Annotated in this window: 19 protein-coding genes; 8 read left to right on the top strand and 11 right to left on the bottom strand. The window is 71.4% G+C overall.

Annotated elements, in window-relative coordinates; translation table 11 throughout:
* Window positions 1–43: 43 nt before the first annotated feature.
* The 5 genes from AC1DWR_RS18065 to AC1DWR_RS18045 all read right to left on the bottom strand — a co-directional run bounded on the left by AC1DWR_RS18065 (window position 44) and on the right by AC1DWR_RS18045 (window position 6,240).
* Complete coding sequence (locus AC1DWR_RS18065) at window positions 44–847, bottom strand: class I SAM-dependent methyltransferase (protein ID WP_477614985.1); 804 nt, start codon at window positions 845–847, stop codon at window positions 44–46.
* Window positions 844–1,881 (bottom strand): lysylphosphatidylglycerol synthase transmembrane domain-containing protein, encoded by a 1,038-nt coding sequence (locus AC1DWR_RS18060; protein WP_477614984.1) that lies wholly within the window; start codon window positions 1,879–1,881, stop codon window positions 844–846. The genes AC1DWR_RS18065 and AC1DWR_RS18060 overlap by 4 nt, the downstream gene beginning before the upstream one ends.
* 18 nt (window positions 1,882–1,899) lie before the next feature.
* Complete coding sequence (locus AC1DWR_RS18055) at window positions 1,900–3,828, bottom strand: glycosyltransferase family 4 protein (RefSeq protein ID WP_477614983.1); 1,929 nt, start codon at window positions 3,826–3,828, stop codon at window positions 1,900–1,902.
* 139 nt (window positions 3,829–3,967) lie between these two features.
* A complete protein-coding gene (locus AC1DWR_RS18050; protein ID WP_477614982.1) occupies window positions 3,968–5,122 on the bottom strand; it encodes a glycosyltransferase family 2 protein in 1,155 nt (384 codons plus the stop codon).
* 146 nt (window positions 5,123–5,268) lie between these two features.
* Window positions 5,269–6,240 (bottom strand): hypothetical protein, encoded by a 972-nt coding sequence (locus AC1DWR_RS18045; RefSeq protein ID WP_477614981.1) that lies wholly within the window; start codon window positions 6,238–6,240, stop codon window positions 5,269–5,271.
* Window positions 6,241–6,403: 163 nt separating this feature from the next.
* Between AC1DWR_RS18045 and AC1DWR_RS18040 the strand changes: the two genes are divergently transcribed.
* Complete coding sequence (locus tag AC1DWR_RS18040; RefSeq protein ID WP_477614980.1) at window positions 6,404–7,195, top strand: inositol monophosphatase family protein; 792 nt, start codon at window positions 6,404–6,406, stop codon at window positions 7,193–7,195.
* Between the two features lie 71 nt (window positions 7,196–7,266).
* Here AC1DWR_RS18040 and AC1DWR_RS18035 read toward each other — a convergent pair whose 3' ends face one another.
* Entirely contained in the window at window positions 7,267–8,430 is a 1,164-nt protein-coding gene (locus AC1DWR_RS18035) for a GNAT family N-acetyltransferase (protein ID WP_477624911.1), read from the bottom strand.
* A 55-nt stretch (window positions 8,431–8,485) separates the two neighbouring features.
* Here AC1DWR_RS18035 and AC1DWR_RS18030 point away from each other — a divergent pair, with 55 nt between their 5' ends.
* Window positions 8,486–8,791, top strand: coding sequence for a hypothetical protein (locus AC1DWR_RS18030; RefSeq protein ID WP_477624910.1), 306 nt, complete (start codon window positions 8,486–8,488; stop codon window positions 8,789–8,791).
* Between the two features lie 12 nt (window positions 8,792–8,803).
* On the opposite strand, the gene AC1DWR_RS18025 is transcribed toward AC1DWR_RS18030, so the two are convergent.
* Window positions 8,804–10,918, bottom strand: a complete 2,115-nt coding sequence (locus AC1DWR_RS18025; protein WP_477624909.1) for a hypothetical protein — start codon at window positions 10,916–10,918, stop codon at window positions 8,804–8,806.
* Window positions 10,919–11,049: 131 nt separating this feature from the next.
* Between AC1DWR_RS18025 and AC1DWR_RS18020 the strand changes: the two genes are divergently transcribed.
* Together AC1DWR_RS18020 and AC1DWR_RS18015 are read left to right on the top strand one after the other, a co-directional pair.
* Window positions 11,050–11,481, top strand: coding sequence for an FAD synthase family protein (locus AC1DWR_RS18020; protein ID WP_477614976.1), 432 nt, complete (start codon window positions 11,050–11,052; stop codon window positions 11,479–11,481).
* The gene (locus AC1DWR_RS18015) at window positions 11,481–12,215 is read left to right on the top strand and encodes a TIGR03089 family protein (protein ID WP_477624908.1); all 735 of its coding nucleotides are present in this window, start codon (window positions 11,481–11,483) and stop codon (window positions 12,213–12,215) included. Before AC1DWR_RS18020 ends, AC1DWR_RS18015 begins: the two co-directional genes overlap by 1 nt.
* Window positions 12,216–12,221: 6 nt before the next feature.
* Here AC1DWR_RS18015 and AC1DWR_RS18010 read toward each other — a convergent pair whose 3' ends face one another.
* Window positions 12,222–13,883, bottom strand: a complete 1,662-nt coding sequence (locus tag AC1DWR_RS18010; protein ID WP_477624907.1) for a peptidoglycan-binding domain-containing protein — start codon at window positions 13,881–13,883, stop codon at window positions 12,222–12,224.
* Window positions 13,884–14,200: 317 nt separating this feature from the next.
* Here AC1DWR_RS18010 and AC1DWR_RS18005 point away from each other — a divergent pair, with 317 nt between their 5' ends.
* The 3 genes from AC1DWR_RS18005 (at window position 14,201) to AC1DWR_RS17995 (ending at window position 18,190) form a co-directional block, all read left to right on the top strand.
* The gene (locus AC1DWR_RS18005) at window positions 14,201–15,004 is read left to right on the top strand and encodes a CoA transferase subunit A (protein WP_477624906.1); all 804 of its coding nucleotides are present in this window, start codon (window positions 14,201–14,203) and stop codon (window positions 15,002–15,004) included.
* A 1-nt stretch (window position 15,005) separates the two neighbouring features.
* Window positions 15,006–15,644, top strand: coding sequence for a CoA transferase subunit B (locus AC1DWR_RS18000; RefSeq protein ID WP_477614972.1), 639 nt, complete (start codon window positions 15,006–15,008; stop codon window positions 15,642–15,644).
* Between the two features lie 140 nt (window positions 15,645–15,784).
* Window positions 15,785–18,190: a hypothetical protein gene (locus AC1DWR_RS17995; RefSeq protein ID WP_477614971.1), complete on the top strand. Its 2,406-nt coding sequence runs from the start codon at window positions 15,785–15,787 to the stop codon at window positions 18,188–18,190.
* 61 nt (window positions 18,191–18,251) lie between these two features.
* On the opposite strand, the gene AC1DWR_RS17990 is transcribed toward AC1DWR_RS17995, so the two are convergent.
* On the bottom strand, window positions 18,252–20,279 hold the full coding sequence (locus tag AC1DWR_RS17990; RefSeq protein ID WP_477614970.1) for a SpoIID/LytB domain-containing protein: 2,028 nt from the start codon (window positions 20,277–20,279) through the stop codon (window positions 18,252–18,254).
* An 11-nt stretch (window positions 20,280–20,290) separates the two neighbouring features.
* Window positions 20,291–23,086, bottom strand: a complete 2,796-nt coding sequence (locus AC1DWR_RS17985) for an FG-GAP-like repeat-containing protein (RefSeq protein WP_477614969.1) — start codon at window positions 23,084–23,086, stop codon at window positions 20,291–20,293.
* Window positions 23,087–23,372: 286 nt separating this feature from the next.
* Here AC1DWR_RS17985 and AC1DWR_RS17980 point away from each other — a divergent pair, with 286 nt between their 5' ends.
* Window positions 23,373–24,806 carry a lipopolysaccharide biosynthesis protein gene (locus tag AC1DWR_RS17980; protein ID WP_477614968.1) on the top strand — a complete coding sequence of 478 codons (1,434 nt, stop codon included), beginning with the start codon at window positions 23,373–23,375 and terminating at the stop codon, window positions 24,804–24,806.
* A gap of 86 nt (window positions 24,807–24,892) precedes the next feature.
* Here the strand turns inward: AC1DWR_RS17980 and AC1DWR_RS17975 are convergent, their stop codons facing one another.
* On the bottom strand, window positions 24,893–25,918 hold the full coding sequence (locus tag AC1DWR_RS17975; RefSeq protein ID WP_477614967.1) for a hypothetical protein: 1,026 nt from the start codon (window positions 25,916–25,918) through the stop codon (window positions 24,893–24,895).
* Window positions 25,919–25,927 lie beyond the last annotated feature (9 nt).

Here is a 25,927-nt window from a genome sequence, read left to right as displayed (position 1 = left end):
GGGCGGCGTACCGGCGTCGGGTGGCGCGGGTTGGAGAGAACCGTCAGAGGTGGACGGGGCTGACGCGCAGCGCCGGGCCCGAGGGTGAGGCGTCCTTGAAGGCGGCCCAGATGTAGGTCGGGGCCATCGGCGCTGCCCTCTCGAGCAGCGGCGCGGGAACGCGCGACACCCACTGCGGTATCTGGTCCGTGCCCGCGAAGGCACGGCTGTCGGCCAGCACCGGCAGGGTGTAGTCCCACACGTCGAAGGCGCCGAACAGCCGGCGCAGCCCTGCTCGGGAGTAGTAGTGCTCGTAGTAGTGCTCGCCCCGCCGGGTGAGCCGCATGTAGCGGTCGGCGGCGCCCTGCGGCAGCCACGACAGGAACGGCAGCTTGTAGTGCGGCTCGACCACCTGGTGACGGTGCCCGATGCCGAGGTAGAGGACGCCGGTGGGACTGAGCACGCGGTGGATGTCGGCGACGACCGACTCGGGGTCGACGACGTGCTCGTAGATGTGGTTGAACACCACGACGTCCATCGAGCCGTCCTCGAAGGGCAGGGCCTCACCACGGGCGAGGCTGAACTCGACCCGCTCGCCGAAGCGCTCACGGGCGGCCACCAGCCCGGGCTCGTCGATGTCGACGCCGGTGGTGTGCGCGCCTGCCAGGGCGAGCTCGTCGGCGATGAAACCCGCCGAGCAGCCGACGTCGAGGGCACGCAGCCCGGCCAGGTCGTCGCGGCCCAGGGCGTGCCGGACGACAGCCAGGATCTTCTGGGCCTTCTGCCGCCGCTTCCGCTCGTCGAGCATGGCGTCCATGAGCTCGGAGTAGGCGAGCTGCTCCTCGCGTCCGGTGGCCTCGCCGCTCATGACCGGGCCTGCCTCGGGCCGGGCGCCTGCTCCTCGGGTGCACCGTCGGCGGCAACGTCCACGGCGGGGTCGACGACGATGTGGTCGTGTTCGCGTTCCTGGGCGGAGGTCAACAGGTGGTGCGATCGCGCGTAGGCCCAGCCGAGCAGGGCGAAGAGGACGTCGGCCGCCACCGTGAGGAACCGCGAGATCACCACGACCGCCGTCGCCGCTGAGGTCGAGGTGACCGGCGCGAGGATGAGCACCATCACTCCCTCGCGGACGCCCACGCCGGCGGGCAGGATGACGCTGAACATCGCCAGTGACGATGCCAGCGCGAAGCCCGACAAGGTCGCGAGCACCAGCTGGCCGCTCTCGTAGTCGGTGCTCGTGGCACGTGCGAGGACGAGCACGTGCAGGCCGGAGCACACCCACGCGCCGATGAACAGCAGCGTCGCCGACAGCACGGCGCGGCCCGAGAGCTCCCGCTCCAGGGGCTCGCGCCGCAGGATCCTCAGGACTGTCGCGATGGCCCAGTTGAGCAGCCGCGGCCACAGCACGACGGCCAACAGGGGCATGGCGAGCAGCACCATCCAGCCCGTTGCCGCCGCCGAGTCGTCCCGGGTGATGAGCAGGGGCAGGGCCGGGACGCCGACGATCAGTCCGCAGATCGCCGCGATCGCGACCGTCACGAACGCCACCACGGCCGAGCGGCGGCGGGGGATGTGCAGCCTCGCGCCGATCTCGGCCTGCGCGACGATGCTCCACACGGCACCAGGCACGTACTTGCCGAGCTGGCCGACGAAGAACACCCCGCCCGCGGGCGCGACGTGCAGCGGCGACCCGAGGTCGGCCAGCAGGATGCGCCACCCCAGCACAGTGAGCAGCGGGGGCAGGCAGACCAGCAGCGCTGCGAGCGCGAAGGACCCCGCGTCGATCCGGTCGATGTCGGCCGACACGGCTCGCCAGTTGCGCGCCACGGCGATCGACACAGCCGCGACGACGAGCAGTGCCAACAGGATTCGCAACAGGGTGAACACGCGGGATCGGGTCATCGTGGGCTCTCCGTCATGTCAGCGTCTTCGCAGAGTGAGACGAAGCAACCCGTATGCCGCGTCGGTGCGGGTGGAGGTGTCGGACGCCATCCGCATGCGTCCGGCGAGGTCGCCGTCGAGGTCGCCGACGAGCACGAACCCGAAGTCGTGGGAGCGGGCCAGGACAGCACGGACGTCGGCGGGGCCCAGCGCACCCTCGGCTCCGGAGTGACCGATCGGCAGGGTCACGCAGAGCAGACCGCCGGACTTCAGTGCCCAGGACGCCTGGCTCATCGCTTCGTCGATGTCGTCGGCGTCGCAGCCTCCCGGGTGCAACCGCACGATGACGTCGAGCGACGCGGTGTCGACGTCGAGGACCTCGACCGACGACCGACGACCGGTGAGCTCGAGCTCGACGGGCACGAACCCGATGGCTCGGGCCCACTTGGACAAGGGCGAGCGGCTGCCCGACTCGTCGACGATGACGGCGCTGCGGCGGCCGTCGTCGCGGACCCGGACGATGGCAGCCAGAGCGCCCAGGGCTGCCCAGGCCGCGATCGCGTCGCTGCACCGGGGCAGTCCGAGGCTGCGGGCGAAGGCTTTAGCCTCGTCGGCATCGTGGCCGTCGGCGAGGATGTCTGAGGCGTGGACCCATTCGGGCAGGTCGCCACGGCCGAGCTCCACCTCGGGACGCGAGGCGGCGATGACGGTGCGCGCGACGCTCGCCGCCCGGTGCCTCAGGTGCCCGACGACGGCGGCCGCCCCGGTGGCCGTGGGCTCGGCCCCCGGCTCGGACCCCGGCTCGTCAGCCTCGGCGGCCGGTTCGACGGCGGCGAGGGCCTCGATCGTCCCGACGTACCGCGCCCACGGCCCGGAGAGGTCGGGAGGACGGACCTGCGCGCGCAGCCGGTCCGTGCAGCCGGGTTCCGCGAGGCGCTGGAGGGCTTCGACGAGCGCCTTCTTGTCCCCCGGCGGCACCAGCAACCCGTCGACACCGTCGCGCACCTGACCGCCGAACGTGCCGACGTCGGAGGCCAGGATCGGCAGTCCGTGGTGCTGGCCGAGCAGGGCGTTCTGCGATGCCGTGGCACTGCGGTAGGTCAGCGTCAGGACGTCGTGGGTCGCCAGCAGCGGCGCCAGCCGGTCGGCCGGCACGTAGCCGCCGTGGACCTCGACCCGGTCGCGCAGCCGAGGATCCTGGGCAAGCTCCTTGACGCGCTCGCCGCTGGTGCCCCACATCTCGCCGGCCACGGTCAGGGTCGGTCCGGGCACCTCCGCGAGCGCCTCCATGAGCAGGTCGACACCCTTGTAGTCGCGGACCATCCCCAGCGCCAGCAGGCGTGGCGGGCCGTCGTGGGAGGCTCGCTCCACTGGTGCGCCACCGGGCAGGTGCGGGGGGAGGTCGGTGACCGAGACTCGCGGCGCGCCGAGCTCGTAGGCGATCCTTGCTTGCGAATCACTGTGCACGAGAACGGAATCCACGCGTTCGAAGAAGCGTTGCATCAGCTCACGGTCGCCCAGGTGCGTCTCGTGCGGCAGCACGTTGTGGGCGATCACGACGGTGCGTGGCCCCGCATGGGCAACGCCCCGCTGGGCGTTGCGACGACCGACGCCGGCCGCCCTCAGCAGTGCCAGGTGGGCGGGGACGACTGCCGGGATGACGTGCACGACGACCACGACGTCGAAGGTGCGCAGCCGACGCCCGGTGCGAACCCACGTGTCGGGACGGGCCCAGCTCAGGGCGCGGACGGTGCGGGGAAAAGGCTCGACGTCGGGGGCGCCGCCGGGGACGGCCTGCTCACCGGGATACAGCTTGGAGGGGTAGAGGTGCGACCAGGACACGAGCGTGACGTCGTGACCGGCCTCGGCCAGCTCGTGCGCCAGGCTCGTCGTGTGGGACGCGACCCCGCCCTTGTAGGGGTGGGTGGGCCCGACGACCGCGACCCTGAGCGCGGCGCTGGGGGTCACCGGACTCGCCCAGCAGGACTGCCCGCCGGACGTCCCGGCAGAGGTCCCGCCAGACGGACGCCCGGTGCCGGCTCGCCGGCCGACCGCGCGCCCTCGCGTGGCGTCACGCTGGCCGGCAACGCGGCATACCGGGCCGTGCTCACACGCCCGTCCGGGAACGCACGACGAGGTCGGACAGCAGCGCGAGCGAGCCGATCATGATGCCGCTGACGATGAGCAGCACGGTGCTCGCCGGGAAGTAGAACGGGTGCCGCACCATGTCCACGATGCCCTTGAGCAACCCGATGACGATGAGCCACAGGGCCGGCGGCATGAGCACCTTGAGCGGGTCGAAGTACATGACCATCCGCAGCACCTGAAGGATGTAGCGGTAGGCGTCGCGGACGAAGTGGAACTTGCTGACGCCTGCGCGCTTGGCATAGCTGGTCGGAACGTACTTGATGTCGTGCTGGTTGCTCAGGAACGCCAGCGTGATCGTCGTGACGCAGCTGAATCCGGGTGGCAGCAGGCGCAGGTAGGGCAGGGACACCTCGCGCCGGAACGCCCGCAGCCCGCTGTTGAGGTCGGGGATCGTCTGGTTGGTGAGCTTCTCGGCGATCTTGCGGATCAGCCACTTCGCCGGGATCCGGGCCCACTTGTGGGTGCCCTCCTCGGTGGTCCGGGCGCCGACGACCTGGTCGTAGGAGTCGTCGTCGCGCAGGATCCGGACCAGCTCGGGGATGCGCTCGTTCTCGTAGGTCATGTCGGCGTCGGTCCACACGACGATCTCGCCGTGGGCCTGCTGGGTGCCGATGCGGCGGGCGGTGCCGCTGCCGCCGTTGCGGCGGAACGGCATCACGCGGAGGTTCGCGTAGTCGCGACCGGCGCGCTGGAGCACTTCGAGGGTGTCGTCGGTGGAGGCGTCGTCGATGCAGAGCACTTCGTACGTGAACTCGCTGGCGTTCATCGCCTCGGTGATCCGGTCGATCTCCTTGAGGACGTGCGCAGCCTCGTTGAAGCACGGCAGGACGATGGTGACGTACGGCTTGCCGTGGCCGGGTTCGCCGGGCAGGGCGGCAGGCGCCGGCTCACGTGCCGGGAGGTATGCCGCGTCGGCCGGGTGCACGGGCAGGTCACCCACCGGGGTGGTGGGGGCCACCTGCTGACCGGTGCTGACCAGCTCCGTCGCGGGGGCGCTGACCTGCTGGGGCGCGACGGGCATGCGCTCCGTGGCGGGGCTGTGGGCCTGCTCGGGGTCGGTGGGAATGCGCTCCGTGGCGGGGGCGACTGGACCGGTGCTGGGGTGCTCGCTCATCTCGCGAGGAGCCTACCCGTCGGAAACCTCCCCCGTGCTCCCCGTCGTTGTTCCCGCCTGCGGCGGTGCGCCAGTCCGCGACTCTGAAGGATTCTCCGGATCTGGGTCCGGAGCGTCCTTCAGAGTCGCGGGCCGCCAGGCAACGGTCAGCGGACCGGGACCGTGCAGCCGTTCCGCCGGCAAGGTCGCGGCCGGCCCGGCCAGCCGCGGGCCCGGAGGATCGCCCCGATGTCGACGGCGGTGTCACAGGGCGTGACCGCCACATCGGCCCAGAAGACCCTCGTGGTGGCGCGCGCCCTGGAAAGCAGCTGGCGATCGCGGCGTCCGTCCTTCACCCGGTCCGCCCACCGCTCGTGCCCCAACCGACCGTCGACCTCGACGAGCAGGCCGTAGTCCTCGTACGCGTTGTCATGGAACCGTCGACGACCGACGTCCGAGAGTGCCTGGCGCGCAGCGACGGGCAGACGGTGGGCGCGCTCGACGTCACGGACGTAGAGCACCTCGGCACCACTCTGGGCGCCGTCCTCGACGTCAGCCAGAGCGGGACCGAGGACGCGGCTGTGGCGATGACCCTGACGCATGGCCAGCTCGGCCCGGAGCTGGCCGACCGTGACGACCTCCTTCTGCACCGCGCGGGCGACGGTCGACAGCGCGTCGACGACGGTCCCTGTGGCCGCCACGTCCAGGAGGGTGGCAGGGAGCGTTGTCCGCCACGGGTATGCGCGTTCGTCGACGAGATCCTCCCAACGCACCGAACGGCGCACCCGCAGAGTCGGACCCGAGGCGATGGCCCGCTCGTAGGGAACGACCACCTCGGTGACCGTTGGTGGCCTGCTCTCCAAGCCCCAGAGGTAGAGGGCGGAGCGACCACAGAAGGCTGCATCGGCGGCTGGCGCGCCGGACAGGCACCGCAGCAGGTCAGCAGTCGCAGTGACGTGCCAGTCGTCCCGGCCGGGCTTGGTGAGGAACACGCCCTGGCGCAGCCGGACCCACCTCCCCGATGTGACGCGCCACTGCACAGCGTCGTCCGTCATGCCTACTGCCAGGCACTGCCGACGGGTCAGCAGGTCGTACTGGCGGTTCGCGTGCTGGCGCAGCGTTGACCAGTCGATCGGCATCCGCCCACTGTGGCCGCTCGGCGGTGGCGGGCGGTCGGCTGTCCACAGCCCCGCGACTCTGAAGGATCGTCCGGGGCTGGGTCCGGAGGATCCTTCAGAGTCGCGGGATCCCAGTCGTGGACCGGTTGCCCACCCGGGGCTCCGGTGTGGAACGGTGGGACCCGTGGACACCCAACAGGTGCTTGACCTGATGAAGACCGTCGCAGCCGAGGTCATCACGCCGCGGTTCCGGGCGCTGGCCGACGGCGAGGTGATGGAGAAGAACCCTGGTGATCTCGTCACCATCGCCGACCACGAGTCCGAGGCGATCCTCACCCGCGAGCTCTCGGCGGCCTTCCCCGGCGCGTTCGTCCTCGGCGAGGAGCGCACCTCGGCCGACCCGACGACTCTCGACCGCTACGTCGGGGCGGAGCACGCCTTCACGGTCGACCCGGTCGACGGCACCAAGAACTTCGTCCACGGCTCCCCCGACCACGCCGTCATGGTCAGCGAAGTCGTCCGTGGCGAAACGGTGCGTGCCTGGATCCTGCAGCCCGAGCACGAGGTCGCGTGGGTCGCCGAGAAGGGAGCCGGCGTCTACCGCAACGGCGAACGCGTCACCCGCGAGCCGGTGGAGGACGGCGTCCCCCCGCACGGCGTCACCTCGATCTGGCCCCTGCGCGGTCACTCGCTCGGGCGGCTGCCGGCACTGGTCGGCTCGTGGGTCTGCTGCGGCGTCGACTACCCCCGGCTGATGGAGGGGGCGACCGACTACATCCTCTACGCCCGCAACAGCCCGTGGGACCATGCGCCTGGTTCGCTGATGGTCACCGAGGCCGGCGGTTTCGTCGGTCACACTGACGGAACGCCTTACGCACCAACGGTTCTCACGCCGGGAATCATCGTGGCTGCGGACAAGGGCACGTATGCCGCCGTCCGTCGCCATGCCGCCGACGCCTTCGCGAAGCGCAGCTGACCGGAAGGGACCAGGACGGGTTCGCCGGGCCGTCGCGAGGGAGCCTCAGGAGCCGGCCTCAGGAGCCGGCCTCAGAAGTAGTCGGTCAGGTAGGCCGTGGACGTCGCGAACACGGCGTCCACCAGCTCGGCCAGCGCGGGGTCGACGTCGGCGGCCAGCCCGGCAGCCGTGACGGCGGCGAGCGGCCTACCCGCGTAGAGCGCCGCCAGTCCGCGGCCCGTCACTCGTAGCGCCGGACGGTCGGCCTGCGGGGCGTGCTCCACCATGGCCCGGCCGTCCGCGACGGTGAGGCGCCAAGCTCCCGTGTTCGTGGCGGCTTCCGGATCCTCCACTGCCAGCGTGAGACCCGCCTCGACACCGGCGGGGTAGCCGCGCGCCGACAGGGCGGGTGCGACGTCGAGCACCCGCAGCATCCACGCGTGCTGCTCCACCTCGTGACCCGCCTCCTCGGGCAGCAGCCAGAAGAGCGGATCGTCCGGCGAAAGATAGGCATGCACCGTCCTGGCCACCGACGACCCGGAGCCCACCACGGCCCACAGGCTGCGCAGGGTGGTCTGCGTCGCACCCCACAGGAAGTGGACGAGGAGGTCGGTGCCGTGCCAGCCGTACACGACCACACCGTCCTCAGCGCGGTAGACGAACGTCTCGGGGTCGGTCACCCGGCGCTGCCATTCGCTCTCGGACCACAGCAGCGGCCCGCTGGCACGCCCCTGTCGCAGCGCCGTCGCGCACAGCTCGCGCAGGGCAGGGACGTCCTCGGTCCCTGCCTTCCGCAGCCGCGTGTTTCCACCGAGGGTCCGCAGCTGGGCTGCGTTCAGCGCGTAGCGGCTCTGCGTCCCAGCCAGCTCCCAGCCGAGGTGGCGGTAGACCGGGATCGTGGCTGGATACAGCGCCGAGAGGGGTTCGCCCCGCGTGACCGCCTGCTCGACCAGCCCCCGCATGAGCCGAGTCCCCACCCCGCGGCCGCGGAACTCGGGCAGCACGGTGATCCCGGCCATCCCGGCCATGGGTACCAACCTCCCGTGCCAGACCTGTTCGAACCCGCGCACCTTGCCGCAGCCCGCCATCAGGCCCCCGTCGAAGACACCGAACTGCCGGCCTTCGGCGATCAGCTCCGCGTTGACGGCGCGCCACCTCTGCGCGCCCGAGCCCGACATGGGTCCGAAAGCCCTGACCCGCACGTCCTGCATCGCATCGAGGTCTGACTCGGTCAGCGGGCGGAAGTCGAGGCTCACGGTGTCGAGGCTAGCGATCGGGCGAGGCGCGGCGCAGGGTCTTAGGCTCCATCGCATGGCGAGCGACCGCGACTGGGACCACGAGGAGGTATGTCGTGTGGTCGCGCTCCGCGGCGACGTCAGGGCTCTCGGCGGGGCCGTGACCACCGCGCTCTGTGGGCACTGGGAGCACGATGGTCCGTGCCGCTGGCCCCATCACACGACGAGCACGAGGGCCGGTGACGAGGTGGTCGCCACCGTGCGGTTCGATGCCGCGCAGCCTGAGGAACAGCAGGTTCGCGCGCTGATCCGGGAGGCGCTGGCAGGGGGAAGCCTGGTGGGCCCGGATGGCACGACCACCAGGTGGCGGCTCGCCCCCTGAGGCGCATACTGCTCAGCCGAGCCGGCCGAGCCAGACCTGGATCGGCAGCGGCACCAAGGAGTCCGGGCGTTGTTCGAGCAGCCGGGCGTCCTCCTCGACCCGCGCGTCGACCGCCACCACAGCAGAGGTCAGCCCCAGCCGGCTGAGCGCCTCGGTCGAGTCGGCTGCCACGAGGACCAGCCGTCCCCCGCGGGCGTCGACGGCGCCTCGGACCTGGTCGACGGCCGCGGCCAGGCGGGCTGGGTCGTTGCGGAGCGCCGACGTCGTCGACAGGGCGGCCACGCCGCAGTAGCCGCGCAGCACCTGGGGCCACTCGTTCGCCGCCCTCGAGTCGACCATGAGGGCGACATCACCAGGTCGCAGGGCCGCGCACACGTGGTCGACGGCCGCCCACTCGCCGTGTTCCACCCGCTCGTCCGCGTGCGGCCACGTGGCGAGACCGGTGGGAACCAGCAGGGCCAGGGCGACGGCGATGCTCACAGCGACGTTCACGGCATACGGGAGCCGGCGGGTGGACCAGCGCGACACGACGGCGGCGCAGGCGACGGTGAGCAGGACGACCGTGGGCAGGGCGATCAGGAGACGTCGGTCCGCCCACGGGTGGTCGGGGGTGATGCCCGGCCGGTAGAGGGTGAGCAGGGTGGAGCCGATCCCGACGACGGCCGGTCCGGTCCAGCCCGGCAGCTCTCGGCCGTCGACCCAGGCCGACGCGGCCCGGTGCGCGAGCACCCCTGCCGCCACCAGCGCGAGGCCGAGCGCGGCAGGACCGAGCCACCATGACAGCCACACGACGGTCTGCTCGGCGTAGGTGCGGCCTCCGTCGACGGGCAGCCCCTGACGCGCCTGGAGCCCCGCGACGACGCGAGCCCCCGGGTCCGCAGCGGACTGACGCACGACCTGCCACCACGGGCGGCTGGCCAGCACGAGTCCCACCACCACGACGCCGCCGGCCAGGACGCGCGGCAACCAGGCCTGGACGAGGGCGGGCATGGCCCAGCCCCGTCGGGCACCGTGGAGCAGGAGAGCGCCGAGGACGCACACCGCCGCCCCGAGCGCCACGAGCGGAAGCAGCGAAGCGGCAATGCTGCCGAGGTACTCGCTCGACGTCAGCCAGGTGAGCCCGAGGGCGACCGTCCCGGAGACGGCCGTGGCCACGCCGAGCACCCGGGCATGAGCCTGCCGCTGCAGCGCTGCCAGGACCACGACCGGCACGACCAGGACGACCTCGCGCAGGGCATCGACCCGGATGAGGACCGCCCCGCCCATGAGCACACCGGCGAGGAGGGCCGTACGGCGCGAGACGACCACGTCGGGCACAGCGGCGCTCCGTGCGGCCAGCACCATCGTCAGGAGCCCCGCAGCCAGCACGGGCAGGGCGACCGGTTCGGAGTAGGTCGCGCGGGCGACATGGACCAGCGGGAAGAGCAGCGCCGTGCCCAGTGCCGCGAGCGGGCCCCACCGGGGGCCGACGACGGTCGAGGCCAGCAAGCCGACGCCCAGCACGGTGAGGCCGAACAGGATGGCCGGCGCCCAGGCCAGGGCGGCCGAACCCCCAACCCACCAGGCGACGGAGTACCAGGCGGAGGCCCCGATCGGGAACTGTGGCTGGATGCTGGGGTCCTGGGGGGTCCCGGTCGCGTAGAAGGCCGGACTCGCCAGGGTGATGCCGTCGATGGCCAGCACGTCGGCTCCCCCGACGGACTCGCGCGGGACCGCGATGGGGCGCGCGTGCCCGGACGCGAGCTGGACCGCCGACTGGAGGTAGGAGCCCGAGTCGCGCCTGGGGAGCACCTGCTCCGAGTGCGTGACCCCGGCCCAGACCATGGCGGCCAGCGACAACACCACGAGCACGGTGGCCGACCACACCGGGAGCGGACGCACCGGCACGAGCGACGTGGCGAGCGCCGAAGCGACCGCCAGCACCAGCAGAACGGGGATGGCGACCACCGGTGACCACAGCCCGCCGAGGGCGAGCAGGGCCGCAGCGACCGATCCGAGCACCAGCACCAGACCCGACCAGACGACGGTGCGGGTGACGAACCAGCCGCCCCACGCCTCGCCCCGGAGGAGCGGGAGGTCGCCGGGGTCTGGGGCATACGGGTAGCTGCGGGACTCGCGGCTGCTCACGGTCGGCAACGCTACTGCTCCCGTGTCCGCAACCTGTGCACCGGTGGGGGCCCATCGGCGCGCGCCGCTGCGGTCGTCAGGGGTGGACGAGGATGCGAGCCCAGCACGGGTCTCGCGATAACCTCACCGCCATGCCTGCTGCCGACAGCGCCGAGGACGACGCCACCCCCCGCACCGTGATCACCTTCGGGACCTTCGACGTGCTCCACGTCGGTCACATCCGGATCCTCAAACGGGCCGCCTCGCTCGGTGACCGACTGGTCGTGGGCGTCTCTGCCGATGCGCTCAACGAGGCCAAGAAGGGTCGCGCACCGGTGTTCTCCCAGGACGAGCGGGTGGAGATCATCAGCAGCCTGAAGTTCGTCGACGCGGTCTTCATCGAGGAGAGCCTCGAGCTGAAGCGCGACTACATCATCGAGCACCGGGCCGACGTCCTCGCCATGGGAGACGACTGGAAGGGACGCTTCGACTTCGTCTCGGACCTGTGCGAGGTCGTCTACTTCCCGCGCACCCCGTCGGTGTCCACGACCGAGCTCATCGAGCACATCGCCAACACGGCCTGATGGCCGCCACACCCGGGGAGGTCCTCGCGGCGTTGCTGGGCTCGGACCCGGCCGGCCCGCGGGTCACCTTCTACGACGACACCCCGGGACCCACCCAGGGTGAGCGCATCGAGCTGAGCGCCAAGGTGCTCGCCAACTGGGTCAACAAGGCCGCCAACGCGTTGCAGGAGGAGTGGGACGTCGCTCCCGGCTCGCGGGTGCGCCTGGCTCTGCCGCCACACTGGCGCTCCCTCTACTGGGCGCTCGCCGTCTGGTCCGTGGGCGCGACGGTCGTCCTCGACGACGAGACGTCGGACGACACCTCCGCTGACCCGAACGACCTGGTGGTGACCGACGACGTCGCCGTGGCCGCGGCCAGGTCCGGCCCCACCGTCCTCGTCACCCTGGCCGCCCTCGCGCGGAGCGCGAGCCAACCGGTCCCTCTCGGGGCCATGGACGAGGCACGCGAGCTGTCCACGTATGCCGACCAGTTCAGCCCGTGGGAGGAGCCGACTCCCAGCGATGTGGCGCTGAGCGACAAGGGAGCTGACACGGCATACGAAGATGTTGTGCCGCAACGGAACTGGGCCCAAGGCGTCCGCGTGCACACCTCCACGGACGACCTCCGGACAGTGCTGGAGCTGGCGCTCGCGGCCTGGGCGTCCGGCGGCTCGGTGGTGCTCTCACGAGGCCCGGAGCCGGCGTCAGGTCGCGCCGGACGGCTGGCGTCGGAAGGCGTCACCCTGGAGCTCTAGCGAGCCCTAGCGGCGACGCAGCTCTGCCTCGAGCGCCTGCCACGTCAGCGTCGCCACCACGCCGGTCCGAGCCAGCTTGGCCCGCCCCTGGAGGGCCTTGACGGCCGCCTCGTCGCTCGAGCCGAACGTTCCGTCCGCGGGGATCCGCAGGGCCTTCTGCAGAGCCGTGACCGCAGCCCCACGCGAGCCGACCCGCAGCACCGTGCCGTAGTAGGCCCGCAACGGGTAGTCGCGGTTCTCCAGCGCCTGCCAGACCTTGACGTCCACCACCCCCGTCTGCGGCAGGTGCCGGGCCTTCTGGAAGGCCTTGACCGCAGCGGAGGTGCGCGCCCCGAAGGCACCGTCGACGGAGAGACCGCCGAGGGCACGTTGCAGGGTCTTGACCGCCGCGCCCCGGGAGCCCGCCTTCAGGACGGTCGAGACGAGGGCGGTGTAGGGGGTGGCGACGCGCGGGGTCGAGGTGCTCCGCGATGCCGTGGCGGTCGTCGCGGTCGTCGTCATGAGCGCGGCCCAGGTGGTGGGGCCGACGATGCCGGTCGCCGGCAGGTTGCGCCGGGTCTGGAACGCCTTGACGGCCGCGTGGGTCTTCGGTCCGAACGCTCCGTCGAGCGGCGTGACGCCGAGCGCCTTCTGCAGGGCCACGACGGCGGGGCCCTTGGCGCCCTGCGCCAGGGTGAGCTTCGCGTAGGGAGCGAGCGGGCTGGCGGGCGTCGACGTCGGCGGCGGCGGCGGCTTCGCAGGTGTCGTCGGCGTGGTCGGCGTGCTGGGGGTGGTCGGCTGGGTGGGCGTGGTCGCTGCGCCGCGAGCCGGGATGAGCTTGAGGGCGACCATCTTCGCCCAGGTGGCCAGGTCCAGCTGGCCGGTCACCTTGACGCCGTTCTTGCCCTGCCAGACGCTCAGCGCGGCTGCCGTCTTGGGCCCGAACACCCCGTCCGGCGTGGTCCCGATGACCTTCTGCGCCAAGGCGACGTCGGGGCCCGTCGCTCCCGGCATGAGCACCGAGTAGACGGCCGACGGCGGCTGGGGTGGAGTCGTGGGCTTGGGCGTCGAGGACGGGCCGGGGTCGACCGTGGTCAGCGCCTTGCCCGTCCACCACGACGTGCGGCCGTAGGCGCCGTCCCAGGAGAAGGAGAAATGGATGTGGTCGGTGTGCGGGACCGGTCCGGTGTAGGTGGCCCATCCCCTGGCGGGGTCGTAGGCGCGCCACATCTTGTGGTTCCAGATGATGTACATGATCCCGAACCGGCGGGCCATCGCGCCCGGACGACCCTGGGCGTCCGGTGCCGACAGCCACTGGGTCACGGCGTCGGCAACAGCCTTCTCGTTCGGCTTGTTGACGCTGAGCATCCAGTCCCACGCACGCCCTTCGGAGTGCTCGGTGAGGCCGCTGTTGCAGTTGCGGACGATGCCCCAGTCCGCGCTGCCGAGCCTGTAGTGGCCCGACATGAGCTTCGCGAAGGACACGACCCCGGGCTTGGCGTTGGGGTCGCACAGCCGCTGCGCCTGGTACGGCGAGGCGATGTCCAGCGCCGGGGGGAGCGCCTTGGTCGGCGGCTTCGGCGTCGTCACCGACGTCACCGACGTCGCGGCATCCGCGGTCGCCGCGCCGACGGGCACGGTGAGCACCGGGATGGCCAGGACTCCAAGGGCACGCACGACACGCGACACGGAACACTCCAGAGGGGGGATGGCGCCTCGGATCCCGAGCCGCGGTGACGAATTGGACACCAGCCCCAGGGGTCACTTCCTGAGCAGGCAGGACATTTGTCCCACCAGTGCACAGCCGTCACAAGGGCCTCTGGAGAACTACAACCACGGAATTCGTTCTCCCCTCCCCCGATCGGCTGATGGCCACAGCCAGCACGGGCCGGCATGTGCCGGCCACGCTGGTGCGCCGGCCCATGTGGGGGCACCACGCGGCATACCCGGAACGGTGGGGAGGGACCACGCAGGGCGACCCAAGCCCTCCGGCTAGAGTCCACGCCATGGACAAAGTCGTCTCCACCGCGGCCGCAGCCATCGACGGGATCGTCGACGGCTCCTCCCTCTCGGTGGGCGGGTTCGGGCTCTGCGGCATCCCGAGCGTGCTCATCGCGGCGATCCACGATGCGGGGGTGACCGGACTCGAAGCCATCTCCAACAACTGCGGCGTCGACGACTGGGGCCTGGGCATCCTGCTCAAGGACAAGCGGATCGCCCGGATGGTCTCCTCCTACGTCGGGGAGAACAAGGAGTTCGAGCGCCAGTACCTCTCGGGCGAGCTCGAGGTGGAGCTGACGCCCCAGGGCACGCTCGCGGAGCGGTTGCGTGCGGGAGGCTCGGGGATCCCGGCCTTCTACACCGTGACCGGCGCCGGCACCCAGGTCGCCGACGGCGGACTGCCTTGGCTGTATGCCGCGGACGGCACCGTCGCGAAGGCCTCGCCTCCCAAGGAGGTCAAGGTGTTCGAGGTCGACGGCGTCGAGAAGGAGTTCGTCCTGGAGCGTGCCATCGTCGCGGACTTCGGGCTGGTCAGGGCCTGGAAGGGCGACCGCCACGGCAACCTCGTCTTCAACCGGAGCGCCCGCAACTTCAACCCGCTGGCCGCGATGGCCGGCCGGGTCACGATCGCCGAGGTCGAGGAGCTGGTCGAGCCGGGCGAGCTCGACCCCGACCAGGTCCACCTGCCCGGGATCTACGTGCACCGGGTGCTGCCGCTGACGGCCGACCAGGCCAGGGACAAGCGCATCGAGCGCCGCACCGTCCGCCCCGCGACCGACACCAGCCAGACGACCGCGCAGGAGGCCTGAGATGGCACTGACCCGTGAGCAGATGGCCGCCCGTGCGGCCGCGGAGCTGTCCGACGGCTCCTACGTCAACCTCGGCATCGGCCTGCCGACCTTGGTCCCCAACTACGTCCCCGACGACGTCGAGATCGTCCTCCAGTCCGAGAACGGCATCTTGGGCGTCGGCGCGTATCCCGTTGACGGACAAGAGGATCCGGACCTGATCAACGCCGGCAAGGAGACCGTCACCCTGCGTCGCGGGTCGTCGTTCTTCGACTCCGCGACGAGCTTCGGGATGATCCGCGGCGGCAAGGTCGACGCGGCCATCCTCGGCGCCATGCAGGTCTCCGCCAAGGGCGACATCGCGAACTGGATGATCCCCGGCAAGATGGTCAAGGGAATGGGCGGCGCGATGGACCTGGTCCACGGCGCCAAGCGGGTCATCGTGCTGATGGAGCACAACGCCAAGGACGGGTCCTACAAGATCGTCGACGAGTGCTCGCTGCCCTACACCGGTCGCGGGGTCGTGCAGCGGATCATCACCGACCTGTGCGTCTTCGACGTCACGGCAGACGGCCTCGTGCTGCGCGAGCTCGCCGACGGTGTCACCGAGGACGAGGTCCGGGAGAAGACCGAGCCCGACTTCGTCTCCGGCCTGGCGTGAGCGACGGGACGGCCTCGTCAGCCCAGGGGGTGTCCGGCGGGTCGTCCTCCGTCCTTCAGGCTGCGCCCAACGGCGCGGTGGATACTCAGGACGTGTTTGTCCGAGCCAGAGCGCAGCCCATTCGTCGTCTCCTCCTGGGAGTGGGGCTGGCGCTCCCCCTCGCCGGCTTCGCCTGGGCTCAGGTGGCGACCGGTGTGGACCTCGGCACGGTCCTGCGCTGGCTGGGGATCTTCGTCGGGACCGTCATGCTTCCGGGTCTTGCCGTGGCCCGGGCGGCGCGCCACCGACCCGCCGCCCTCCTCGACGACGTGGCGTGGTCGACACCCATCGGTCTGGCGATCACCCTGCTCGGATGGCTGGCAGGACAAGCGCTCGGTCGGCCGGTCCACCCGGCGTGGGGGGCCGCGGTAGCCCTCGCGGTCGTCCTCGCGTTCCCCCTCACCCGCCGGAGGCTGCTCGGGCGACCTGCGCCGGGCTGGGGCCTTGGCGCCGGCGTCGTCGTGGTGGGGTCGATGCTGGTCACGCTGCTGTGGACCGCGACGACGCTGCTGGCCGCGGTCCCGGTCCGACCCTCCGGCCCGGGGTTCGCCTACACACCTGACTCGGTGTTCCAGGTCGCCATGACGGGCGAGCTCACCCGGGGCGTCTCGCCGTCGTACCCGATGGTCGCCGGCGCTTCCAGCAGCTACCACTGGTTCTTCCACGCGGCGTCCGCCCATCTCGGCCAGGGCTTGGACACGGCGACGGTGGTGACCCGGCTGTTTCCCGTGTGCCTCATGCTCGCCCTGGTCCTCATCACGGCCTCGGTCGCGCGCCAGATCGCCGGACGCAGCTCGGCAGCAGCGATCGCCGCCCTCCTGGTCGGCGTGGTGGGCAACACCCTGACCACCGCCTGGGTCCAGCCGACCGGCATCGCGGGCCGGTACGACGCGGACGGAGGGGGCCTGACCCCGGACCCCCTCCGGCTCTACTGGCAGGTCAGCCCGACCCAGACGATGAGCTGGGTCGCCGGCGTCGCCTGTCTGGGACTGGCGATCGAGATCTTCCGGGCGACCGGCAGCCGCTGGGTCCAAACGCTGGGGGGCCTCACCGTGATGTCCCTGGTCGCCGCGGGGTCGAAGTCGTCGGTACCTCCGGTCATCATCTGCGGACTTGCGGGAGCGGCGGCATACGGCCTCGTCCGTCGCGAGAGGTCGTGGGTGCTGCGAGGCGCCTCGGCAGCCGCCGTCACCGCAGCCACCTGGGTCTTCGCCATGGTGTTCGTCTACCCGGGGGGGTCCTACGGACTGCGGCTGCAGCCCGGCGTCCACGCGTCCTTCCTGGTGGGCCTGATGATGCCGGACCTCGCCACCTGGGACGCACAGAACCGCGCGGTGGCGGCCAGCCTTCCCGTCGCCCTGGCGGCGGCAGCCGTGGCGACGCTGCCCCTCCTGCCCCGGCTGGCCGGGCTGTGGTGGCTCAGCCGACTTCGACCTCAGGACCCGGCCGGGATCCTCTGCAGCGGGGTGGTCCTCGCCGGCCTCGCGGGAACGTTCCTGACCCGCCACCCGGGGCAGAGCGAGGTGTTCTTCATCGTGGGGGCCTACCCGTTGGGGCTGGCGGGGTCCGCAGCAGGATTCTCCGACGCCCTGGCCCGCTGGGCCAGGGCAGGTGTGCGGCAGACGGTCGTCGTCATGACGGCGACCGCCGTGGCTGCCGTCGCGGCGACAGCGGCCGTGACGGACTGGGCCGGGCTGCGTTCGCCCCTCGCGGTCTGGCGCTCGACGAGGCCACCGGGCGGACACCGGCTCGGCTTCGGGGTAGCCGTGTCCGACCAGGTCCTCGCGTGGGGTGGCCCCATCCTGGCGCTGGCTGGCCTCCTGACCGTGATCACCGCCGTGGTGGTGCTCGCGGCACGCCCTCCCCGGACGGGCCCCCCTCAGCCGGTCCTCGGGCGCCTCGCCACGGTCTTCGCCTTCGCGCTCGTCGCCTGCGGCTTGGTGCCGACCTGGCTCGCGGTCACGGGCGCCCATCACCAGTCCCCGGACGAGCGCCGGCACACGTGGGAGAGGAGCGCCGTCGCCCGAAAGGCGAGCCTGACCACGGCGGCCTTCATCGAGGGCGCGCAGCGCATCCACGCTGCCGCGCACCCTGACGACGTGGTCGCCACCAACCACGTGTGCGCCCAGCAGTGGCGGATCATCACCAGGACGAGGCTCTGCAACCCCACCGACTTCACGGTCGCGGCCTACACCGGTCTGCGCGTCGACGTCAGCGGGTGGGCCTACGCCGACCGCTCCCTTGCCCACGCTTGGGAGACAACCGGTGGGTACTCACGGATGCCCTTCTGGGACCCCGCAAGGCTGCGGTCCGAGCAGGCCCTCATCACGGCGCCGAGTCAGGCCCTCGCCACCGCGGCCTGGTCCCGGGGGGTGCGCTGGGTCCTGGCCGACGAGGCCACGGGTCCGGTCTCGCCTCGCCTGGCGGAGTACGGGACCGTTGTCTACGACCACGGCGGAGTCACCGTCGTGCACCTCCGGGCGCCGCAGGCGCAACCCGCCGGCTGAACCCGCGCACTGTCGCCGACGCCGCCGACAGCCGCCGACTGTCGCCGACGGTCGCCGACAGTCAGCGCAGGATCGTCATGGTGGAGACGTCGCCTGACACGCTCAGGCGGACACCGAACGTCCCGTCTCCCTTGCCGGGGTACAACCAGGTCTTGCCCGTGTTGTCGCGGGCGAGCAGGTCGGCTCCGCCGCCACCGTTCACGTCGCCCACCGCCACGAGGTCGGTCATCGCGTTCCAGCCGCCGCCGGCATTGGTGCGACCCGTGATCCGACCGGCACCGTCGAACTTGTAGGTCCAGAGCACACCACTCGCGTCGCGAGCCCAGAGGTCGGCCCGTCCGTCGCGGTTCGCGTCCGCCGCCCCGACGATGATGCCGAAGGGGTTGAAGTTCCCCCCGAGGCTCGTGCGTGACGAGGCCACGCCGCAGGCACCGTTGCCGGCGTACAGCCACAGCGTGCCGGTGGCGGGGTCGAGCCCCACGATGTCGCTGCGCCCGTCGGAGGTCACGTCGCCGACGCCGGTGATCCGGTCCAGGGTCGCCGGGACGTTGGTCAGCTCGGTGCGGGTCCCGAGGGTTCCGGTCTGGGGAACCGGGTAGCACCACAAGCGGTCGGCGGCGTCCCGGGCGATCAGGTCGCCCGAGCCGTTGCCGTTGAGGTCGCCAGCAAATCCGAGGAGCTTCATCGTGCTCCAGCCGGTCCCCATCGTCGTGGGCGCGCTGAGCGCGGTTCCGGTCAGCGTCATCCGCGAGAGCGTGCCGCTGGCGGTGCGGCCGAACACGCTCGCCTTGCCGTTGGCCGTGGTGTCCCTGCGCAGGAAGTCACCATTGGTCACGGTGAACCACTCCGACTTGAGGCCGAGCCGGCTGCGCAGCTCGTCCCAGGGCAGCGTGGCCGTCCCACTGCTGCCCACCAGGGTCACGCCGCGGATGCGGCCACCCCACTCCCCGTGCCCGTCCCGGGTGACGACCACGCTGTGGAGGGTCCCGATGGCGGGGCGGGCGTTCTGCAGGTCGGTGCGCAGCGTCGTGTCAGAGACGGTCCAGGAGTTGGCGTTGTTGGCCACCACCCCGTCGTACGGGTCGGCCTTGGCAACCAAGTAGGGAACGCTTCCCGCTGCCATCCACCCGCCGTTGGCAGCCGAGAACTGCGTGAAGGCCACATAGTGCTGGTAGGCGATCATCACTCCCGTGGTGGCCTTCACGGCTGCGTCCGCGTTGGGATGGGTCCTCGTGCTGGTCAGGGTGCCGCTGGCGCTGTAGTCGGCGTAGCCGAAGTAGACCTGGCACGACGTCGTGTCGCAGACGTCGTAGAGGGAGCTCGTGGCGTGCTGCTGCTCATACGCCGCATAGGTCCGGGCCGCGACTGACTGGCTTCGCAACGCCGCCGCCGGCCAGGACGCGGGCATCTCGTTGGGGACGACGCCGCGCAGGTACCTCTCCATGGAGGTCGCATTGACCGTGACGAGCGAGGATCCGCTCAGCGTCCCCTGGACCCGGTCCGGGTAGTCGCGCAGCGTGCCGTCGGTCCGCTCGACGCGAACGGTGGTGGCTGTCGGGTTCACGAAGCCGGGCGTGCCGGTCAGGCCCCTGTAGGAGCTGCCCGTGCTCCACACCCCACCCGCGCGCCACTGGAGGTCGAGCGCACCGGCAGTGACCAGCAGTCTCCACCGGTCGACGGGCTGGCTCGCCGTACCGCCCCCCAGGGCGAGGACCTTGCTGCCGATGACGAACTTCAGACCCGGTCGCATGGCGACGGTGAGGCTGGAGGTTGACACCCCGCTCAGGCGGGCGCGGAGCGGTCCGGGAGCGGTGGTGACCTGAGCGGTACCCGGGTAGTAGAAGGCCAGGATCTGCTGGTGGGTCAGACCCTTCGTGGCCGCGCCGTAGGCGCCCCACTGCGACATGCCGTGGCCGTGGCCGTAGCCGTGGCCCGAGATCAAGGACGGACCCGTCAGAGGGATGGGCAGGGCCTCGGCACCGGCAGACCCGGCGGACGCCAGCACCGCGGCGCCGGTGAGGGCGACGAGCGCACCGGACGCCCAGCCACGACGCCTCCCCACCAACGGCATGCGCAGCACTCTCCTCATGGCTTCCATGGTCACCCCAGTTCCTGTCCTGCGCCAAGGCCGCCCGAGAGCGGCATCCGTCCGGCATGCAGCGTGCCATCGCCTCTGCCTGCATAGAGCCACAGTCGCCCGGAGCTCCCCGCCGCCATGATGTCTGCTGCGCCGTCCCCGTTGTAGTCGCCCACGCCGAGGATCTGGGTCAGATCCGTCTGACCGGACCGCAGCACAGTGAAGTCGAACAGGGGGTTGGGGCCCGAACCGCGGAAGAGCTGGAGCGTGCCGTCCGAGCGGAGGGCGACGACATCGCCGTTCGCGTCGGCATTGAAGGCGCCGACTCCTGCGAGGCTCACGACGTCCCCCCAGCCCTGTTCGAGCTCCTCGACCCGCGGCATGGTGAAGTCGCGCTTGAACGAGTACCGCAGGGTGAGCCCGGCTTTCGTGATGACCAGGACGTCAGGGATTCCGTCGTAGTCCTGGTCGCCCGCTGCGGCGATCTGACGCATCGCCGCCCACCCCCGGGCACCGACCATGACCGGCGCACCGAACCCTCCGCCGCTTCGGCCGGGCAGCGCCTGCAGCGCGTCGCCCACCCGGACCACGGCGTCGACGTAGCCGTCGCCGTTGACGTCACCCACCAGCTGGACAAGGTCCGTTCCGGTCGGGGCCTCGAAGGTCGAGGCCACGCGGAGGTCCCTGAGGCCGGTACCGGGGTAGACGCGCAGGCTGCCGTTGGAGACCGTGGTTGCGACACCGAGGAGGTCCGGGTGGCCATCGCCGGTGAAGTCCACGCCGCTGGTCATCTGCGCCATGCTGTTCCATCCGCTGCCCCACCGGTTCCACCGCGCGGAGGGATTGCTCCCGTCGCCGTAGTACACCCGCATCGCACCACTCGGCTCGCGGCCGAAGATGTCGCCGTGCCCGTCGCCGTCGAGATCGCCCGCCGCGAAGACAGCGGTCAAGCCGCCCCACCCGGCGGCCAGCCGCTCGAGCGTGCCGAGGTGTCCGCGACCGTCCCCCGGCGCCAGCACGAGGGCGCCGTCGCTGACACGCACGGCGAGGAGGTCAGGGTGACCGTCACCCGTGACGTCGCCGGCGCCGCTGACGTAGCGGTAGGCACCCCACCCACTGGCCACGACCGTACGCGCAGTGAAGGTGCCCTTCCCGGTCCCCGGGTAGAGCACCAGCTGCCCCGTGCTGCTGATGGCCATGAGGTCCGCGTGGCCATCGCCGTTCTGGTCGCCTGCCGCGATGAGCGACCGGACGGAGTTCCAGCCGCTGCCGGTGGAGGTCATCCTCGCGATCCCGCCACGGCCATCGCCGCTGTAGATGCGCAGGTTGCCGGCCCCGGGGTACTGGGCCACGATGTCGGGCCGGCCGTCTCCCGTGAAGTCGGGCGACAGGGTCGCGAGCCTCACGGTGTTCCAGCTGCTGCCCAGGGTGCGCTGGGAGGTGAACGGGTTCGTGGTGGCCGAGGTCAGCAGCGTCACCGAGCCAAGTGCCGCCCCAGTCACCGCCGACGCGTGCGTCAACAGGTCAGCCTGCCCCGCCCGGTCGACGTCTCGCGACAGCCTCGTGGTCGCAAGGCTCCCCATGCGAGCGGCAACGTTCCTGCGAAGGGTGGGGAGCAGGGCATACAGCTTGGCGCCCGGACACTCGGTACTGACCGCGTCGCGGTGCCCGGAGATGCGGTTGAAGTACTTGTCCTTGGCGAACACGGTGCCCGTGGCCGGCATACCGTCGAGAGACATCTTCCAGGCGATGACGTTCGTGAGTGCCGTGGTCACGGCGGGGGGCACCGCGACGGTGTTGTAGTCCCCGATGACGCTGGTGCCGAAGGACCAGGAGTTGTACCCCAACGTGTGGGCACCGATGACGGCCTTGTCCACCCCGCCGTAGCGGCCCTCCCACGTCCGACCGAACTTGTCGACGAGGAAGTTGTAGCCGATGTCGGACCAGCCGTTGCCCTTCACGTGGTAGGCGTAGATACCCCGGATGATCGCCGGGACCTGCGCCTGCGAGTAGGTGTTGGAGCCAGCCGTGTGGTGCACGAAGGCGACGTGCGCCTGGGAGTACCCGGGGCTGCCCTGACGGATCGACTCGTCGGCTCCCCACTGTGCCCGCGTGTAGATGGTGGGCTTGGCTGTCGCCGCAACGGCCCCACCCGCCGGCGTGGTTCCCACGCCGGCGTCCGCATCGGACGTGCCCGGGTCGACGACCGTCAGCGACAGGCTCGTGGGGACGGTTGCGTCTGAGCTGAGCACGCGCGCCTGCACCTGGTCGCCCTGAACCACGAACGGGTCGCTGCCGGCCCGGAGCCCGCGTGCGGCCTCGGCCGTGCCCGGGTCAGGACCGTGGTCCGCCTCGGCATGCACCTCTTCCCAGGCTCCCCACACTCCTTCGCGCTCTACCCGGAGCTCGACGTGGTCGCCCCTCGCGAGATCGCCGGGCCGCCAGGTCACGCCGGCGACCGCCAGACCCGACCGCACTGCGGCAGGGTCGCTGAGGCCGCCAGCCGTGGCCCTGGCCAGCTCGCCCGCGCCTCCAGGGCTACCGGCGTCACGAGGGTCACCAGGGCCGGGCACGGCACGGCGGTCGTCGAAGCTCGAGCGGGCACCGGGGGCGGACTGCGCCCGCTCCAGCGCACTGCGTGGTGCCACCCGGAGGGAGTGCACCTGCGTGGTGGCCCTGACCTGGTGCGGCGTGGGGTGGCGTCCGAGGTCGACGAGGCCAGTGAGGCCCGGGGTCATCAGGGGCGCGGCCGCGGCGGTCGAGAAGATGGCCAGGAGCGCGGCGGGCGTGACGGTGGTCCGGCGTGTCTTCGCGGTCAACACGGCAGGGGCTCTCAGACGTCAGAGGGGATTTACAGTCCTCACACGGTGCACCAAAGGCAGGCGCAATGCCACACAAACGCACCAACTTCCCCACTGGCACCACAGATCGTTACCCACCCGCAACCCCCAGTCCGCCTGACGCGGCTGCGGTGTGGAACGTCGCCTAGGCTGCTGGCGCCGGCGCTGGACTGCCCAGGGCTGCAGTTCGACTCGACGCCCATGCGAACCGGAGCACTGATGAGCCACCCCCCTTCCACGCCCAGCTCACCACGGGGGTCCCACCGTGTCTGAGCCGGCCGGGGAGGCAGAGATCCGCTCCCCCGGCGCCGACGCGTCGCGGAGCGTTCTGGGCCGGGGACTGATCTACACGGTCGGCGCAGCGGCCCCGATCCTGAGCAATGCCGTGGTCACTCCGGCCGTCACGCGCAGCGTGGGCTCTCAGGCCTACGGTGCGGTCGCCACCGCACTGGTCATCATCCAGGTGGGGATGATCGTCGCCGGCCTCGGCCTCGCCGCCGCAATCATGAGGCACGGCATACTCGAGCGCACCGGCATCGAAGGCGCGCGAAGCCTCCTGCTCAGGGGCGCCCTCGCCTCAGCGGTCCTCTGCGGGATCGGGGCCGCCGCGGCCCCCTGGGCCCACCACGCCTTCGCCCTGCAGGAACCGGCCGTCCTGGCGCTCGCGCTGGCCGCCTCTGCGGGCTTCGCGACGGTGGTCAACGTGCAGTCCTATCTGCGCGTCATCGACCGCCCTGGCCTGTTCGTGTCCTTGTCCCTCACGAGTGCCCTGGGCGGGCCCGTGCTCGGCCTGCTGCTGGTGCGGCTGGTCGCCCGGACGGCGGAGGCCTACATCACGGGGCTGGCCTTGGGCCTCGTGGTGTCGGGCCTGGTCGGGCTCGCGATCGCTGTCCGCGACGGACACCTGCATCACGAGAAGGGTGACACCCGGCGAGCCCTGCGCATCGGACTGCCCACGGTGCCGCACCAGGTCGCGATCTTCCTGGCCAGCGGCGCACTCGTGCTGGTGGCGGGACGCGTGTTCGACAGTACGCAGGCGGGTCGACTGCAGCTGGCGGTGCTCATCGGTTCCGCGCCCGGCATCGTCTCCGCTTCGCTCAACAACGCCTGGGCCCCCATCGTCTACCGGGCACAGGAGAGTGACCGGGCAGACGTCCTCGAGCACACCGGCCAGAACATCGCCTTCCTGACCGCCCTGGCCGCGGGGTTCGTCGCATGCGCTGCACCGTTCCTCCTCGCGATGGTCGCGCCGCCCTCCTACGACCCCGGAGCACTGACGGCCGCCGTGGGCGTGGTGGCGGCGGGAACGGTTCTCTCGGTTCCCTACCTGTGCAACGTGCACCTGGTCTTCGTCTCCGGTCGGATCGGCGGCTTGGCCTTCGTGACGCCGTTCAGCCTCGTCGTGGGGACCCTGGCCGCCTGGGTGGGCGCCCAGGCCTTCGGCTTGTCGGGGATCGGCGTGGGTATGCCGGTCACTTACTCCCTCATGGCCCTCGGCACGGGAGTGCTGGCGCGGATGGTCTCGAGCACCCGCTGGCACTACCGGGTGCTCGTGACTCCCACTCTGCTCGGTTTCGCCCTGTGCGCGCTCGGCGCCGTCCTGCCGACCACGGGCGCGGCCATGATCGCCCGGCTCGTTCTCACCGCCGGCACGGTGGGACTCAGCCTGCTCGTCTTCCGCCGCGCGTTCACCTCCTGACGCTCGGGCGAGCGTGCCTGGCCACGCCGGTGGCAGGACGCGACGCGGCGTCATGGGCGGAAGGCGCCCGTTCCGGGCGGAGGTCGTCAGGCGACGGTGATCGGTTCGCGCGTTTCCCCCGGAGCCGGGATCGACGTCGGCATGCGTCCGGGCAGGTAGCTGGTGGCGGCCCGCAGCCACGCGCTGAAGCGCATGGGCTCATGGGTGTCGGCCACCGGCGTCGCGGGCGCCGCGCGCCTGCGCAGGTTGATGATGGCTCGTTGCGCCGGAGACGTGGTCCAGTACTCGACTGCGGCCACCGCGGTGGAGCCATCCCATCCCAGGATGTGCTCGAGCTCCTGCGGCGACCTCAGGTGCTGGACTCCGAGCTCGAGCTCGGACAGTGCCTTGGCGGCAGCGCGGTCCAGGTGCTCTCCGTAGAGCTCGGGCCAGACCCGCCGGTACTCGTTGGCCGTCGTCGTCTGCTCGCCGTCGACCCGAAGCCCGTCGCCATAGATCGCGATGTCGGCACCGAGGTGAGCCGCATACAGGACAGGGGTCGAGAGTCGGTTCGAGACCACCCGATCGGCTCGGCCGAGCATGGTCCACACCCGCCACAGGAAGGCAGGGTCGAGACGTTCCCCGAGCATCACGATGCGGTGCCCCGCAGCCCGGTAGGCGGAGACGATCTCCGGGTCCTGTGCGTCGGCGGCATACAGGCAGGCCGTCGCGGGCCCCTCCTTCTCGCGCCACATCCGTGCCAGGCCCGCGTGGTCGCCGCGGACCCGCTGGGTCTGAATGCCGTGCAGGGGCATGAGCACGACGCGGTCGTGCTCCTGCCGCGGCTCCGGTGTCGGGCCCGCAGCGGCAGCGAGGTAGGCGAACTGCGCCCCGATGGCCGTCGTCTCATGGGTCTCGTCCGAAGGCGACCAGGCTCGTGACGAGTGGGACCAGACCAGAAGCTTGCGGCGACCGTCACCGTGCAGGTTCGGGAAGTCCCTGAAGTGCGATCCGACCGGCGACACGGCCGTCCATCCATGCTGGACCAGCCCGTTGATGTGGCTCGGCCGGGCACGGTTCAGGTAGGCGGCCAGGCCCGCGCTGTGACCGTAGAAATGGTTCTGGGACTCCATGTCGACGAG

It is taken from the genome of Pedococcus sp. P2_E2 (assembly GCF_056403955.1).
This window is presented reverse-complemented; position numbering and strand designations above follow the sequence as displayed.

What these genes read in the sequence shown, in the direction of transcription:
- AC1DWR_RS18065 (WP_477614985.1), bottom strand. Translation starts at nt 847, where the DNA reads ATGAGCGGCGAGGCCACCGGACGCGAGGAGCAGCTCGCCTACTCCGAG.
- AC1DWR_RS18060 (WP_477614984.1), bottom strand. Translation starts at nt 1,881, where the DNA reads ATGACCCGATCCCGCGTGTTCACCCTGTTGCGAATCCTGTTGGCACTG.
- AC1DWR_RS18050 (WP_477614982.1), bottom strand. Translation starts at nt 5,122, where the DNA reads ATGAGCGAGCACCCCAGCACCGGTCCAGTCGCCCCCGCCACGGAGCGC.
- AC1DWR_RS18045 (WP_477614981.1), bottom strand. Translation starts at nt 6,240, where the DNA reads ATGCCGATCGACTGGTCAACGCTGCGCCAGCACGCGAACCGCCAGTAC.
- AC1DWR_RS18030 (WP_477624910.1), top strand. Translation starts at nt 8,486, where the DNA reads ATGGCGAGCGACCGCGACTGGGACCACGAGGAGGTATGTCGTGTGGTC.
- AC1DWR_RS18020 (WP_477614976.1), top strand. Translation starts at nt 11,050, where the DNA reads ATGCCTGCTGCCGACAGCGCCGAGGACGACGCCACCCCCCGCACCGTG.
- AC1DWR_RS18015 (WP_477624908.1), top strand. Translation starts at nt 11,481, where the DNA reads ATGGCCGCCACACCCGGGGAGGTCCTCGCGGCGTTGCTGGGCTCGGAC.
- AC1DWR_RS18005 (WP_477624906.1), top strand. Translation starts at nt 14,201, where the DNA reads ATGGACAAAGTCGTCTCCACCGCGGCCGCAGCCATCGACGGGATCGTC.
- AC1DWR_RS18000 (WP_477614972.1), top strand. Translation starts at nt 15,006, where the DNA reads ATGGCACTGACCCGTGAGCAGATGGCCGCCCGTGCGGCCGCGGAGCTG.
- AC1DWR_RS17990 (WP_477614970.1), bottom strand. Translation starts at nt 20,279, where the DNA reads ATGAGGAGAGTGCTGCGCATGCCGTTGGTGGGGAGGCGTCGTGGCTGG.
- AC1DWR_RS17975 (WP_477614967.1), bottom strand. Translation starts at nt 25,918, where the DNA reads ATGGAGTCCCAGAACCATTTCTACGGTCACAGCGCGGGCCTGGCCGCC.